The following is a 14,892-nucleotide window of genomic DNA, read 5'->3' on the forward strand; positions in this document are numbered from 1 at the left end:
TCAATCTTTAAGTTTGCATGTTATTGTACAAAATACAGGGCCTCTTAAATCAATCGCTTTATTATTACTGGTTATGTAGTTTAATGCAACTTCCTCAAGTTTTAAATTTATGTCAGAAAGAGATCTTGAAATTGGCACTCTTACAATAACTTCATCTTTACCGCTTACAATCATTTCTTCAATTTTATAAGCTGCATCTGCTGCAATGCCATCCATATAGCTGATTTCTGTTGATATTCCTTTATCCAGTGCTTCAAGGGCTTTTTCATCAGTAATATCTTTAATAGGGACTCCAATTATATCTCCATTGTTAATATAAACTTTATTCCAGGCAGCAGGACCTAAAAGCTTTGTACCTTCTTCAGGCTCTAAAACTTTGACAATTATCTCTTTACCTAAAAATTCCCCTTCAAACGCTGTAAATTCACATGGAGAAGGCTCATTACCATTTTCTTTAAAGGTATCAATTATATGATCCATTAGTTCTTTTCCTTCATCTGTTGCAGGGTAATAATTAATTCTAAGCACTGAAGCCATATCTCTATCTGAAAGAGTCCATTTACCATATGTTTCAGGATAAACCATTTCTCTTACATCTGTTTGATTGTAAAGCAGCATGGCAATTCTTTCAACACCTACTCCAATGTTTAAAACATCTTTTTCAATACCGTATTTTGCAAGGGCGATTGGTGAATACAATCCAAATGTAGCCACTTCAACCCATTCCTTAAGCCGGGAATGATAACCATAAACCTCTGTCTGGGTCCCTTCAACATAATATTTGGACTTTTTCTCATCAGGAGTGAATTTAAACTTTTCAAAGCCGAAGTATTCCAGTAAACTTTCAGTAATAGCCTTACCAAGGTCAAGCGATACTTCATCGTCCATTACTACGCATGATGCAGAATGGTAAGTCGTTAAATGACTTGCATCCTCACGCTGTTCTCTTCTAAAGCATCTGTCAATGGAAAACATTTTAACTGGAAGTTTTCTTTTGTTGTTAACTGCTTTAAGGGTTATAAACCACCCTGAAGTCATATGAGATCGTAAAGTGGTTTTTGCAGGAACTGGTTTTAATTCACGGATTTCTGGAAAGACTTTTTCCAGAACACGAAGCCCCATATGGTCTTCAACTTCAAGGGCCTGTGAAACTTCTAAAACCAGATCATCTCCACTTACATCTCCCTTTTTGTATTCTCTAAAGACTTCTTTTAAACCTTCAATCCTATCATCATCTAAAGAAACACCCAGATTTTTTATTTTTTCTATTTTATCCATTCCAATTCCAATGTCTGGTCTTGGAAGTCCTGCAATGTAAAAACACCTGTCAAGGACGGCCGGCGCTTCAGGGCCGAACTGCCTGTAGATATGGTCTTCTTCAATAAAAACGGGGTTCACTGTCTCTTTAAAACCTAAATTTAAATATGCCTGCCTTAACTGTGCCACTGTATCATACAGCACGTGGCTTTTACCGGTTTCAACTCTCACTCGAGGATATTCGTCATCATGATGGGGCTTTTTTATGGTTTGGGAGGTCATCATCCATGCTCCTTCAAAATCCTTTTTTGCAAGCTTTATAATTTTCTTTTTATCCAAGTAATGCCTCCTAAAAGTATATTTAAGTAGAATTAAGTTTTTTATAAATTTATAATTCTTTTATGCCTATTTTTTAATAGATATTAAAGGTTTTTAATTGATCCTTTTTAATATTTACTTCCTCCGTGAAAATTTAAATAATATATAAATCTAAATTTTATTATGGAAAGTGAAATTTACAAAACAGATGTCCTGGTAATAGGCTCTGGCGGAGCAGGATGTAGGGCAGCAATAGAGGCTTCTAAACATAATTTAAGCGTTTTAATAGTATCAAAAGGTTTATCATTTAAATCAGGTTGCACAACACTGGCTGAAGGAGGATATAATGCAGCTTTTGGGGCAGTGGATTGTGCAGATAGTCCGGAATCTCATTTTGAAGACACGCTTAAAGGCGGAGCTTATCTAAACGATCCTAAACTCGTAAAAATCCTGGTTGAAGAAGCACCACAAAGACTTATTGAACTTGAAAGCTATGGTGCTCTTTTTGACAGGCAGGAATCTGGAGAAATTAACCAGAGGCCATTCGGAGGCCAGACATTCAGGCGTACATGTTTTCAGGGTGATAGAACAGGTCATGAAATGATGATGGCCCTTAAAGAAGAGGTTATCAAAAGAGAAATCGAAACCTTAGACGAAGTAATGATAACATCACTCATCATGGATGAATCTGGAGAATCTGTGATAGGTGCAACAGGAATTTCACTTCCAGATTCAAAATTCATAGTTTTTAAAGCTAAATCTGTGGTTATGGCATGTGGAGGAGCAGGATGGCTTTATCCTGTAACTTCAAATACCTTGCAGAAGACTGGAGATGGATATTCACTCGCTTATGATGCTGGTGCAGACCTGCTGGACATGGAACAAGTTCAATTCCACCCAACAGGAATGGTTTTCCCGCAATCAAGAAAAGGAGTCCTTGTAACAGAAGCTGTGCGTGGAGAGGGTGGAAAGCTCATAAATGCCAGTGGCGAGAGGTTCATGAAAAATTACGACCCGCGGGGGGAGCTTGCAACAAGAGATATAGTTTCAAGGGCCATATACAACGAGATTAGAGAGGGGAGAGGTACTTTAGTAGGGGGGGTCTATCTGGATGTAAGTCATCTGGATGATGAAGTAATTGAAGAAAAGCTTGAGACCATGCTTTTACAGTTCCAGGACGTGGGTGTGGACATTAGAAAAGAGCCAATGGAAGTGGCACCAACTGCGCACCACTTCATGGGTGGTGTAAGGATAAATGAACATGGTGAAACCACAGTTAGAAATTTATTTGCAGCAGGTGAGGTAACTGGTGGAGTTCACGGTGCAAACAGGCTTGGTGGTAATGCACTTGCAGATACACAGGTTTTTGGAAAAAGAGCTGGTGAAAGTGCTGCAAAAAATGCTCTTAAAGTTGAATTAAGCTCAAATGATGCATTTGTGGAAGCAGAAAAAGAACGAATCTCCAGTCTGTTTAAAGGTGGAGATGTTTATCCCTTTGAGATTAAAAAAGAGCTTGAAGAGCTAATGTGGAAAAATGTGGCCATAATTAGAAATGAAGAAGGTTTAAGATATGCTTTAAACAGAATAAATGAACTTAAAGGAATGCTAAAGGATATGAAAGTGCCAGATGTTGTAAGTTACAATAATGACCTTCTTGATGCGCTTGAGGTAATAAAGATGCTTGATGTGGCAGAACTTGTTACAAAATCGGCACTTTTCCGTCGTGAAAGCAGGGGGGCACATTACAGGGAAGATTTCCCTGAAACTGATGATAACTGGAAAAGAAGTATTGTTTTTAATAAGAGTGGGAGATTAAGGTTTATTAAGAGGTAACACAAGAAAATAAGTATGCCCTGACCGGGACTTGAACCCGGGTAATAGGATCCGCAATCCTACGTGATATCCGCTACACTACCAGGGCAAATGTAAAACATTTTAATTCCAAAATTAGTCTGAAATCTAATTGGCAGTGTTTTTGAATTTAAAAAAATTCTATATCTTAATTGGGCCTTTTCCTATTTAAATTTTTAAAAATTTAAACAAGTTTACCAAGCTTAAGCATGGCCTTAGGAGATACATTCACCAGCTTCTTTAGGAGAGCGCTGGGACTGATGCGTTCAAAATCACTTCCCTGGAAGGTTTGGGCTATTGAATCCAATTCTTTATCGGAAAGGCTTAAGAGATATTCTTTGGCTTTGAGATATTTTTTGAAAGAATTACCAATTTCCTCATGAAAACGTTTCTTATACTCTTTAAGGCTTTCATAGGACCAATTTCCATTTTTAATTGCATTTGTAGCTACTTCCCCTGCAATGAGACCAGCCTGCATACCACTTATGATTCCACCACCAGTAAATGGGTTCACCTGACCTGCAGCATCTCCTACCAACATTACATTATTTGTAACCAGATTTTCCAGCGGGCCACCTACTGGAACACCTCCTACGTTGAATTCAACAGGAACAGCATTTTTAGTGGCTTCACAATTCTTCATAAAATCCAGGAGATGTTCATATGCACTTCTTGATGTCATGGTGTTTATTACACCTAATCCTACATTTGCAATGTCATCTCCTTTGGGAAATATCCATGCATATCCACCAGGAGCCACGCTTCCAAAGTAAAACTCAGTGGCATGTTTATCTTCTAATTCAGCACCTACCATTTCAAACTGGGCTCATGATTCCATATTTTTAGCCTTAGTTGTTGTTTTAAGCCCAGCCCATCTTCCAACTCTTGATTCTGGACCATCTGCCCCTATAACGATCTTTGCCTTTATGTCAATTGTTTTATCCATATTTTCTGCCTTAACCAGCACATGGTCCTCTTTTAAGGTAAGTTCTCTAGCCAGAGTTTTTACCATAATCTGGCTACCAGCACGGGCAGCATCCATAGCCATATGTTTGTCAAATACCTTTCTCTCCAGATTATAACCAGTTTCAGGAAATTTAACATTCTCTTGATTAAGCCAAACATCAATCCCTCCGGGTGATACAAGACGAACTCTATCTATTTCTGCAGCTACCCATCGGTTGCTGGGTTTAATGCCTAATTTTTTCAAACCATTCTTTGAAACACCTTCAGCACATCTTTTAGGAGCTCCAATCTCTGATTTTTTGTCTATAAGTAGCACTTCAACACCACCCATGGCGGCATGTTTGGCTGCAGATGAACCTGCTGGGCCCGCTCCAACTACCAGAACATCGGTTTCTATCATTTTTATCATGAATTCACCTCATTTTCCAGGGCTTTGACAGGGCAAACCTGGATACAGATCTTGCAATCTTTGCAATCTTCTTTGTTGAATTTTAAGCTATTTTCCCTTACTTCTATGAGATTATGGGGACATGCACCAGCACATTCCCCACAATACATGCAAAATTCCTTAACTCTCATGTCAAATCCCTCTTAGTAAGTTTAGTAACTATTTTTAAATTACTACTTAATGTAACCACTGGTTTTCATAGTATATAAAATTTTCTATTTGAAGTTCAAAAAGGATTTAAAATTTGATGAAAAGCCAATAAAAAGAAGATAAAATACCAGTTTGGATATACAACAAAATTTAAAAATAGAATACTGTCTTATTGATTCTATTTCTTATTTAAAACAACATAAAATGATCTATGTAAAAATCAGTTTAACTTTCTATGGAATTCATGACCATGTGTCTCCAGAGATCCATGGAATCTTCTATAAACTGTTCATGGTTTATTCCCTGACTTTCCAAAACATTTAAAGTGCTGGGACTCAATCTCACGATTCTTTCAGCAGTTACGGCAATAAAAACAGCTAATGCCATAGGTTTTAGACCCTTTCGCATGGTCCCATCATCGATTCCTTTTTGTATCGCATCACAGATTGTTTTCATAATGTCTTTTGTCAGTAAATCGATTTCTTGGGCATGTTCTATTTCCCTGAGCTCGAATCTCTTTGATCTTGAGTAGAGATAAGCATCATGATAGTCAGGATAATTTTTATAAAATTCAAAATAAGCCCTACCTGCTTCTTCGAGTTTTTCTATTCCTGTTTCATTGGACTTAACTTTCTCTTTAAACATTTTGTTAAAAATTTTAGTTCCACGTAAGACAATAGCAAAGTATAAAGACTCTTTATTTTTGAAATGACGGTAAATTACAGATTTATTAAGCCCAACTTCTCGAGCTATATCGTTCATGGAAACATCGTCATAGCCATTTAGGAAGAATAACTTTTCGGCTATATCTAAGATATAGTTACGCCTCTGTTCGTTTTTTTGTTTCCTTATATCTTCAGTTGACACTATAATCACCTAAATAGTTTAGTAGAGATCAAATGTTTTCATGTAAGATGCTGATTAGCACTTTGCAACTTGTATCTAATGTACATTATCAAATTGTTTGTATCATAACTCAATAAATTTAATATTAATGTATTTGGAAGTTTAAATGCACTTATGCCACGTTTTCAAATTAATATATATATCTGTCCTGCAGTTGAAAAAAATCCAAGCAGTGCACCTATTATAACCTGAGACAGGGTATGTTCCTTTAAATAGACTCTGCTCCACATCACGACAGGGATTATTAATGTAAATAATATTCCAGCTGGCCCGAAAACATATATTAATGCTGCTGCTGGTCCGGCAACTCCCATGGAGTGAATACTTATTTTCCAGTAGAGATTTATGAAAAACACTATTAGAGTATTTGAAAAGTAGCAGAACATTAAAACAGTTGTTATTAACGGTGCATTAAGTAAATACAGCACAATAACTCCTATTGAGTAGGATAGAAGTACCAGTAAAAGAGGATAGTTCCTATCTGTTCTTTCAGGTATATCCATGTCAATTTTATTGTTATTTCCATTTTTACCTTTAAGCCACCATAATACAAGTAAAGTGGGCATTAAACCCGTAAAAATAACACATGCACTGGTAATTATTATAAAATCTGCTAAATCAAGTAAAAAATAATTAATTAGTGCAAACACTGGAATTGAAATTAAAGGGGCGTAAGCAGCATTTGAGATAAACTCTGCAAATTGTTTTTTGGAATTTTCTGTGATTTTAAAATAGATTGTCATGGAATTACCTTATAATGACTACTGATTGAGTAGAACAAGTATTTATAGTTACAATAGTTTAAACTTTAATCTTCAATACAACTGAAAGTCCCAACCTAATTCCATACATAAAGTTTGAAAATGTATTTTCCACTACTTTTAAAACCTACAGAAACATCATTTGCTTTTTTTATATCTCCATGGGATACAATGGTTTTATTAAGCGCGCTGATTTCCATCAGGCTGTAATTTGAATTTCCAAGGGTTTTATTCAGGTAAGGGCCTGCTATTTTCCCTGCTTCCTGGATTCCTTCCTTTGAATTATTGTTTAAAGTAAGAACAGACGCTGTATTTTGAAGAACATTGGAACTGGTCATAATTTCCAGTGTATCCTGCGCATCCTGAATATAGCGAACCTGTACTGATTCTGGAACACACACATTAGCCACTGCAGTAATAATGATAAAAACAGGTATCAGGGCTAATACCGCATCTAAAGTAAATATTAATCCTTTTTCATCCATTAAAACCACCATTTTAGATTTAAATAATTAAAAATCCATTTGGAGTCAGGCTTGTTGCAAGCATAACCATGTTTATTTCTCTGTGTTCTCTAAAGCTTCCAAGTTGCCAGTTTTTCCTCTGGCTCCAAAAAGTTTCAATTGCATCTGCAAGTGATGAATAGTTTATGAGGGATGCAACCATTTCCTGGATGAAACTATCCCTTTTAAAACAGTTTTTATTATCAATAAACCATTTTTGAACGCTTTTAACACCTTCTATTCCAATTGAAAGTCCTAATTCTCGAAATGCAAGGCGATATTCTGGTGGAACTCCCAGAGGGTTGCTCTTTACAAATGAACCGATCCCCATAAGAGATGAGTTTAAAATCAGTTCAAGCAAGTTACTGTAATCTTTATATCCTTTCATAATGAACTGTGCAACTCTTGAAGCATCAAATAAAAGCCCTCCAATCCCAAGAGGGTCACTGGTAGCCCAGCTCATACCTCTGCAGATATCTGCCATTTCCTGAATTTCTCTGTCAAGCTGTGGAATATCTGGTTGGTTGAATTCCTTGGCAGCTATTTGAAGCTCATTATAGGTTACAAAACCGTCCAGTGGGTCATGCTGTCCCATTGATGGAACAAGAGGATAGCTAAGGTCAATGCTCATTTTCCAGTGCATTATTTTCTTTTTCCTGTTAGCCGAAGTAGTGAACCCAGCATGGGCAGTCTGCGCCAGTTCAACTGCCCATTTAACATAAACTGGATCTTCTGTGACTATACTTACCTTATTAAGTGCATGCATCCATTTTGTGAGGTAATGATAGTATTGTCCGTCCTGATCCCATTCTAAGCGCTGATCCATTGGTTCGTATGGTTTTCGTTCATTCAATTTCTTTCCTATCCTCAATCCACCAATTGTGGGATGTTTTTCAGCTTCAATACCTTCAAAACCGCTGATCCATCCAGATCGATGGTCATCATCCCTGTGCTTACCTAAAACATGGTGAACCTGATCTACCAGGCGGAGTGCAAGATCAAGATATTGTTTATCTCCTGTCTGTCTGAAAAGCTCAAGGTAGTTGCATACTGCAAATGCATCAGTCCACAGATATCGTTTTGGACTTTTACTTACTGGTTCAAGTCCGGTTAAGCTTGCAAAATCTATCATAATTTCTTTTACCATTTCAAGGATATTTTGTTCCATTTTATCATTCAGATTAGTTTTTGAAGTAGCATATTTAATTTTAAGTGGTAAATTTTTTTAGTTAAATAGCAAATTAATGTTTAATAGAATATTAGTGAATACTAATTATCATAATGTTATTATACTTTTAATTCTATGTGTAAAATCAGCATATTTATAATTAACTAAAGAAAGAATCATCAGGGAGAACTGGAAACATATTTTAAAAAAGGATGCCGTCAAGTAATTAATTTTGACATCTTAAATTTTCTGCTTTATTTTACAGTTTAAAGCTGTTTAATTTATCCTTTTTTGATTTTGAATTACTGGACAACTCCAAAAGGAGTAAAAGAACTATTTTTCCCTTATAAACTTTACCACTCTGTTTTTTTTCTTTATTGCATTTAAAGCAGCTTTTTCAACCTTTTCACGCATTATATCAAAATTCTGAGGTTCTGTATCTCCAACAATTTTTTTAATCTTTGTATAAGCTGCTTCTCTAAAGAGTGGCTTTAATTCTTCTTCAGCACCATCTTTTATAAGTTTCGCTTTTCCACTGTCATCAACATAACCAATTTTAGATATAGCTACATCTACGCTTGATATTGCTTTTTTAACCTTCTCTGCAACGTCTTCAGGGGCAATTATCATCAGAGAATCTATAGAAACTCCAAGAGGGTCAATATCAAGTTCTTCAAGCATATCAAGCACTTTTGGATTTATCAGTTCTCTTATCTTATCATTGGAGAATGTTAATCCAAGCCCTGTTGTCCTTGAAATTTCATGTGCATCTCCACGAAGCCCACCGTTAGTAACGTCGGTCATGGCATGAACTTCAGAGAGTAATCCTGCATTAAATATGGCTTCTGATGCCTTTATGAAGTTTATATCCATTGTTTCACGTACTACATCAAACATGCCGTGATATATGGCTGTTGTGGTTATGGTTCCTCCTCCAGAACCTTCAGTCATTAAAATAACGTCCCCAACTTCAGCGCGCTTCCTTGCAGTTGGAGGATATTCTGATATTCCTATTGCACCCACGGCGCTCACTAATCTATCGCCTAAAACCATGTCTCCACCAACTCGAAGCGTACTTCCAGCTACAAGTGGCACGTTTACAAGTTCTGAGACTGCACAAACTCCTGCAGTAAAATCAAAGAGTTTTCCAACGTCCCCATCATCTGCAAGGTGTAAATCGCTTATAACAGCAACTGGATCTGCTCCCATGACACAAACATCTCTAAGTGCAGCTCTTGCAACGTGAAATCCTCCTAAAAATGGATATTCGCTTAAACGGGAGTGTATACCATCAACCGCTGTTGTTATGTAAACATCATTTGATTCAACGCTTTTTTTGACCACTCCTCCATCGTCTTGAGCTTCAGGAGTTATAAAAGCGCTAGTGTGTGTGCTTGAGACAATATCTGCTATTTTTCTGTGAACGAAGAAATCTCCTTCACCTCGAGAACCAACACCAATTTCACCCATTGCAACATCTGCCCGGGGATACTCTATTAATTCCTTTAAAAACCCATCAGAGCATGATTCAATTTCCAGGGTATGTTTTACCTCTTCAATTACAGCATATGCCATTTTTGAAGCCTGTTCTGGATTAATATTCTTATATTCCAGAATTTTATCTTTCAAACTTTGCTGGATTGATTTTTCATCCTCAGTTTTTATTGCATGCCTTACGTAACCTTCTATGTCCACATAATATTCTCCTTTGAAGTTTTAAATACCATTTACAAAGTTTTTCAAAATATTTAAACCCTTTTCTCCGCTCTTTTCAGGGTGAAACTGTGTAGCAAAGACATTGTCCTTGCATATGGCTGCTGGAATGTCAATTCCATAACTTGTGGTTGCTGCTATGATATTTTCATCTTCAGGCTTTACATAATAAGAATGAACAAAATACATGTAGTCATTATCTATTCCTTCAAGTAAACTGCACCTATTTTTAATTTCTAAATTATTCCAGCCCATGTGAGGTATTTTTAAACCTTCAGGTAGGCGTAATACTTCTCCTTTAAGTACATTTAATCCTTTTATTCCTTCACTTTCCTCACTTTTTGTAAATAGAATTTGCTGTCCTAAACATACACCTAAAAATGGTTTTCCTGCATCTATGTGTTCATGGATTAAATCCTTGTAGTTTTCAAGCTGTTCCATGGCCTTTCCAAATGCTCCTACTCCCGGTAAGATCAGGGCATCAGCTTTTTCTATTTTCTGGATGTCTTGAGATACGATTGTCTCTTCACCTATCTTTGAAAAACCATTTTTGATGCTTTTGAGATTTCCAGACCCATAATCGATTATAACTATCATTTCATTTACCTAAATTAAGGAGATACAGACTTATCATGCGCAGCTCTGGCATAATAATCGTTTACACGGATAGTATCGTCCAGATGTGGTGTTGAAACTTCGTGTAAAACTGTATTTTCCATTGCAACTATTGAATGAAGCTTTCCTGGCTCTATTCTTACTGTATCATTCTTTTCAAAGTACTCTTTACGGTCTTCAAATTCTATGTAACCTGCACCACCTAATATGTACATGGTTTCATCTTTTTCAGCATGGTAATGGAAAGAGGTCTGATAGCCTTCTCTTATAAATAATTCCTTTGTAAGATACTTTTCTGTGTAAATTAACACTTTTTCATATCCCCATGGTTTATCTTCCCTGTTTTTATATTCCTTTTTAATTTCTTCAAGTTCTTTGGAGGTGTCTATTGCCATCCAGAATAAACCATTCTCTTTGTAATAACCAAGCTGATTTTCCTTGGCCATCATTGGAAATACTGTTTTTTCAATATCTCCCACTTCAAAATCGCCGAAATTAATTTCGCCGTTTGAAAAATAAACTCCCCCGTTTATGTAATAATCAAGAAGAGGCTTTTCCTTAAATGAAACAAGTTTATCCCCACTTATTTCAACTATACCATATGGTGAAACCATTTTGGTGATGAACATGGAAAGAGGATAATCTGATTTTGCACCCTGATAAATCATCTTTTTTATGTTTAAATCAGCTACAACATCTCCATTCCGTATTACACACTGTTCACCTTTGTTAACATGTTCCATACCTAATCTTATGGCATTTAATGTTCCGAGGGGCTCGTCTTCTATTACGTATTCAATTTTCATTCCATTGTAACTGTTTCCATATCGTTCCTGGATTTTTTCGCTTAAAAATCCGGTTAAAAGAAGCACACGTTCTACACCAGCATTTTTAAAATCAAAAATTTGTTTATCAAGGATAGTATAATTGTTCTGACCCTTTAAAATGGAGTAATTATCTTTAATTTCAATTAAAGGCTTGGGAATTCGTTCTGTAAGTGGTCTTAATCTTTTTCCAAAGCCGCCGCAAAGTATCATGCCTGTGGTACTGTTCATTTTATCACCAAATAATCCATTACTGTTATTTTTATTTTCACAGATATTAATCTGCTGGAGATTTGAATTTCAATTTAAATATACATATTAATCTATTTTTTTATTCAGGACTTTTTTTACTGCATCACCAAAATCTGAACCCACAATTTCATGCACACCTAAGGTTTTAGCATGTGCATCAAGTTCTGTGACAACATGGGTGTAACCTAACTCTTTTAAGGGCTTAACAAGTCTCGGACCGTCTGTTATTGCTAAAGTCTCTGCATTCAGTGTTTCTATGGGTAGTGCATGGGGCACTCCTGCAACAACAACAAAATCTACATCAATATCCTTTAAAGCTTCAACAGCTTTTTTTCCAGTTACCGGATATTCATCAAGCCCACCGGTGATAACATCAATTTCAATGCCGTTATTTTTGAGTTCTTTTTTGATATTTGCTGCGTGTTGTCTTATTCTTGGAAGTCCTGTGTTTTCATCGAGGTTTGCAATTATAAAAGGCATATTATTGGGGTTTATTTTGTTAAATTGAATTTTCAATATGTCTGAAAATAAATATGATGTTTCTTTTTTTGCATTTAACACTATCACAGTCTTTTTGTTGTTTTTTAATTTTTCAACAAGTATGGAAGCTATTTCATCCTTATCGTCACCATACGATGGGGCTATGTAACCTCCTTTGGCCATTCCTCTGGTTTTTTCTATTTCTGTAGCTAATCTAAGCATTTTTGACTGTCTTTCTGTTTCTTCTTTTGAGATTATCCCTCCATTACTTGCCGCTTCTAAAACTGCTATTGCACCTTCTGTATTGTCTCCTTCGCTTAAGCCTCCGTGAGATTCAACAATAAGTACTTTAGCATTTATATCTGCGTTTGAAACAGCCTCTTTAAGGTCTTCCCCTATTATCATACTGGCGCAGGTTCCAACAATTCCCACAAGCTGGGGAGAGAACATGGAATCCACTTCTTTCAGTGTTTCTTCCAGTTTGGCTGATGCTCCAAAGATAAAATCATTTTCAGACATTGCAGTGGTTACAACTCTTACACCGTCATTTTCAAGGAGTCTTCCTGTTCTAAAACAACAGCCATGAGGGCCGTGCAGTATGATAACGTCAGTATTCATGTCTCTTAATGTATATAATGATGCTGCGATTGGACTTGGTCTTGGATGCAAATTTTCACCTCTAAATAGCAATTCAGTGGTAAACCATGTTTTTTGAAATAATTTGTTATGAATGGAATGTTAATAGTGCTCTCTGTTTATATCTTGATCAGTTTTTTATTTATATTTAAAGATTCTATAGAATTTAAACATCGAGTCTTAAAATGTTTATTTAATGTGGAGAACAGGGCATATTCAATTTTTGAATAAAATCAGATGTTAACTTTAATCACCTGGAAATTTAAATTTAATGTGATATTATTGGAATGATAAGTTAAAAACCTGTTAAATTAAAAGTGTTGAAGAAAAAACACGATTACAACCTATTTAAAAAACAACCTCTACCATTCATAGAAACATTAAAGAACACATGATTCAAGTACCAGAGGATAACAAAATATAACAAAGAATTAAGAAGAGAAAGAGTTGCATCGGGATATACGATAGGTAAAATGAAAAAATATAAGATCATGAGATCCAGATTCATTATGTTAAGGAGTTCTAATGAATAAAATCAGCTTTTCATTTATAATAATCATTATATCAGTAATTATATTAGCAGGATTAATGGATTATTCTGATTTATATAAGGATTATCAAAAAGAAGGTTTAAGTCTTAATTCCATTGGATCATATTCTGTTCAGGTATTGGGGAGCGCAGATTATGGAGTTGTTTTAAAAAGCGGGCCTTACGGGAACCTAAACAGAACACAAAAAATTGCTTTTATTGTGGGAGTTCATCCATTAGAGATAAATTCTCATAAAACCATTGCTAAATCTATTTTAAGCTTAAATAAATCTGCTAATTATTCTTATTATATCTATAGCGTGAATGTTACTAAAGATAGGGATTTGTACAACGAGGGAAGAATGAATGGGCAGCTGCTGGCAAGTAAATTTGCTGTTCCAGATATAATACAGAATAACTATGATCTGGTGGTGGATGTGCATTCTCATAGCGGGGGTAATTACCTTGAAGAATTTTTCATCTTTGCTCCCAGGGAGGATGTTAGATCAAAGTCTATTGCCACCAAACTAATAGCTGAATTACCGGGAATTGTTTATTATCTACCTCCTAAAGAAAAAGGTCCAACAAGCCCTCTTTATGTTACAATACCCATAATAAACTCTGGAACACCAGCAATAATATATGAAACCTATAGATACGAACCATATGAAACGTCTTTAAAGCATGCTGCTGATTTTATAAGGGCAGTTGAAAAAATTGAAGTGAATTGAAAATGATAATCAAAAATTTAATAAAGGGAAAATTTGTAGAGAGGCCTAACCGATTCACCGTAACGTTCAAATACAATAATAAAATTGAAAATGCACATTTAAGAGATCCTGGAAGACTTAAAGAACTCTTAATTGATAATGCAGACTTGATTTTAAGGCCCGCCTTAAATACTGAAAATAGGAAGACTAAATTTGATGTAATAGGCGTTTTAAAGGAGAATTTGTGGGTATTAATAAACTCTGGGTTTCATGAGAGTATGGCTGCCGATTTAATTGATTCACAAACTATAAACGAATTTAAAGGTTATTCTGTTGAAAAAAGAGAGTACACTTACGGTAAAAGCAGAATTGATTTTCTGCTTTCAGCTGAAAAGAGTGCAAAAATGCTGGTTGAAGTTAAAGGATGCACGCTGGTTGAGGAGGGATTGGCCAAATTTCCAGATGCACCAACTTCAAGAGGTAAAAGACATGTTAAAGAACTCATAAAAGCCAGAAAAAAAGGATTTAATGCATCGATATTATTTTTAATAACCTGTGAGGATGCAAAATTCTTTTCTCCGAATTTCAAGATGGATCCCCATTTTTCAAATGCTTTAAAGGAAGCATATAAAAAAGGAGTTAACATAATTGCTTATTCATTTAAAAATAAATACAAAAAAGGAATTTTGGAAATAAAACCTTTTAAAAGAATTAAAATAGGTTTTAAATCTTTAATTTAAGTTTATGGGCAGGATGCAATTTCCAGGTGAATACTTATCATAGATTTATTTAGTTTCGCAAAAAA

General features: G+C 35.5%; 13 protein-coding genes, 1 tRNA gene and 1 pseudogene. 3 read left to right on the forward strand and 12 right to left on the reverse strand.

Features of this window, described 5'->3' with window-relative positions; translation table 11 throughout:
• Nucleotides 1–1,596, reverse strand: coding sequence for an O-phosphoserine--tRNA ligase (gene sepS / locus PQ963_09310; GenBank protein ID MEN4029864.1), 1,596 nt, complete (start codon nt 1,594–1,596; stop codon nt 1–3).
• 162 nt (nt 1,597–1,758) lie between these two features.
• On the opposite strand from sepS, the gene tfrA reads away from it, so the two are divergent.
• Nucleotides 1,759–3,408: a fumarate reductase (CoM/CoB) subunit TfrA gene (gene tfrA, locus PQ963_09315; GenBank protein ID MEN4029865.1), complete on the forward strand. Its 1,650-nt coding sequence runs from the start codon at nt 1,759–1,761 to the stop codon at nt 3,406–3,408.
• Between the two features lie 16 nt (nt 3,409–3,424).
• Here the strand turns inward: tfrA and PQ963_09320 are convergent.
• From PQ963_09320 to cfbD, 11 genes and pseudogenes are all read right to left on the reverse strand, one after another.
• Nucleotides 3,425–3,496, reverse strand: a tRNA-Arg gene (locus PQ963_09320).
• Nucleotides 3,497–3,610: 114 nt separating this feature from the next.
• Nucleotides 3,611–4,792: pseudogene (locus tag PQ963_09325) on the reverse strand (NAD(P)/FAD-dependent oxidoreductase).
• Between the two features lie 5 nt (nt 4,793–4,797).
• Nucleotides 4,798–4,971 (reverse strand): 4Fe-4S binding protein, encoded by a 174-nt coding sequence (locus PQ963_09330; protein MEN4029866.1) that lies wholly within the window; start codon nt 4,969–4,971, stop codon nt 4,798–4,800.
• A 244-nt stretch (nt 4,972–5,215) separates the two neighbouring features.
• A complete protein-coding gene (locus PQ963_09335; protein ID MEN4029867.1) occupies nt 5,216–5,866 on the reverse strand; it encodes a TetR/AcrR family transcriptional regulator in 651 nt (216 codons plus the stop codon).
• Between the two features lie 155 nt (nt 5,867–6,021).
• Complete coding sequence (locus PQ963_09340; GenBank protein ID MEN4029868.1) at nt 6,022–6,639, reverse strand: phosphatase PAP2 family protein; 618 nt, start codon at nt 6,637–6,639, stop codon at nt 6,022–6,024.
• A gap of 95 nt (nt 6,640–6,734) precedes the next feature.
• Nucleotides 6,735–7,142, reverse strand: a complete 408-nt coding sequence (locus tag PQ963_09345; protein ID MEN4029869.1) for a hypothetical protein — start codon at nt 7,140–7,142, stop codon at nt 6,735–6,737.
• A gap of 19 nt (nt 7,143–7,161) precedes the next feature.
• A complete protein-coding gene (locus PQ963_09350) occupies nt 7,162–8,328 on the reverse strand; it encodes a hypothetical protein (protein ID MEN4029870.1) in 1,167 nt (388 codons plus the stop codon).
• Nucleotides 8,329–8,661: 333 nt separating this feature from the next.
• Nucleotides 8,662–9,993, reverse strand: coding sequence for an AIR synthase-related protein (locus PQ963_09355; protein ID MEN4029871.1), 1,332 nt, complete (start codon nt 9,991–9,993; stop codon nt 8,662–8,664).
• Between the two features lie 51 nt (nt 9,994–10,044).
• Nucleotides 10,045–10,638 (reverse strand): imidazole glycerol phosphate synthase subunit HisH, encoded by a 594-nt coding sequence (gene hisH, locus PQ963_09360; protein ID MEN4029872.1) that lies wholly within the window; start codon nt 10,636–10,638, stop codon nt 10,045–10,047.
• A gap of 14 nt (nt 10,639–10,652) precedes the next feature.
• The gene (locus PQ963_09365; GenBank protein ID MEN4029873.1) at nt 10,653–11,711 is read right to left on the reverse strand and encodes a sugar phosphate nucleotidyltransferase; all 1,059 of its coding nucleotides are present in this window, start codon (nt 11,709–11,711) and stop codon (nt 10,653–10,655) included.
• 87 nt (nt 11,712–11,798) lie between these two features.
• Nucleotides 11,799–12,881 (reverse strand): Ni-sirohydrochlorin a,c-diamide reductive cyclase catalytic subunit, encoded by a 1,083-nt coding sequence (gene cfbD / locus PQ963_09370; protein ID MEN4029874.1) that lies wholly within the window; start codon nt 12,879–12,881, stop codon nt 11,799–11,801.
• A 492-nt stretch (nt 12,882–13,373) separates the two neighbouring features.
• Between cfbD and PQ963_09375 the strand changes: the two genes are divergently transcribed.
• On the forward strand, nt 13,374–14,108 hold the full coding sequence (locus PQ963_09375; protein MEN4029875.1) for a hypothetical protein: 735 nt from the start codon (nt 13,374–13,376) through the stop codon (nt 14,106–14,108).
• Between the two features lie 2 nt (nt 14,109–14,110).
• Nucleotides 14,111–14,827 carry a DNA/RNA nuclease SfsA gene (gene sfsA, locus PQ963_09380; protein ID MEN4029876.1) on the forward strand — a complete coding sequence of 239 codons (717 nt, stop codon included), beginning with the start codon at nt 14,111–14,113 and terminating at the stop codon, nt 14,825–14,827.
• Nucleotides 14,828–14,892: the final 65 nt, after the last annotated feature.

This window comes from Methanobacterium sp. (assembly GCA_039666455.1).
Taxonomy (GTDB): Archaea; Methanobacteriota; Methanobacteria; order Methanobacteriales; family Methanobacteriaceae; genus Methanobacterium_D.

Coding starts and splice junctions, on each gene's coding strand:
- tfrA (MEN4029865.1), top strand. CDS start 1,759: ATGGAAAGTGAAATTTACAAAACAGATGTCCTGGTAATAGGCTCTGGC.
- PQ963_09330 (MEN4029866.1), bottom strand. CDS start 4,971: ATGAGAGTTAAGGAATTTTGCATGTATTGTGGGGAATGTGCTGGTGCA.
- PQ963_09340 (MEN4029868.1), bottom strand. CDS start 6,639: ATGACAATCTATTTTAAAATCACAGAAAATTCCAAAAAACAATTTGCA.
- PQ963_09345 (MEN4029869.1), bottom strand. CDS start 7,142: ATGGATGAAAAAGGATTAATATTTACTTTAGATGCGGTATTAGCCCTG.
- PQ963_09350 (MEN4029870.1), bottom strand. CDS start 8,328: ATGGAACAAAATATCCTTGAAATGGTAAAAGAAATTATGATAGATTTT.
- hisH (MEN4029872.1), bottom strand. CDS start 10,638: ATGATAGTTATAATCGATTATGGGTCTGGAAATCTCAAAAGCATCAAA.
- PQ963_09365 (MEN4029873.1), bottom strand. CDS start 11,711: ATGAACAGTACCACAGGCATGATACTTTGCGGCGGCTTTGGAAAAAGA.
- PQ963_09375 (MEN4029875.1), top strand. CDS start 13,374: ATGAATAAAATCAGCTTTTCATTTATAATAATCATTATATCAGTAATT.
- sfsA (MEN4029876.1), top strand. CDS start 14,111: ATGATAATCAAAAATTTAATAAAGGGAAAATTTGTAGAGAGGCCTAAC.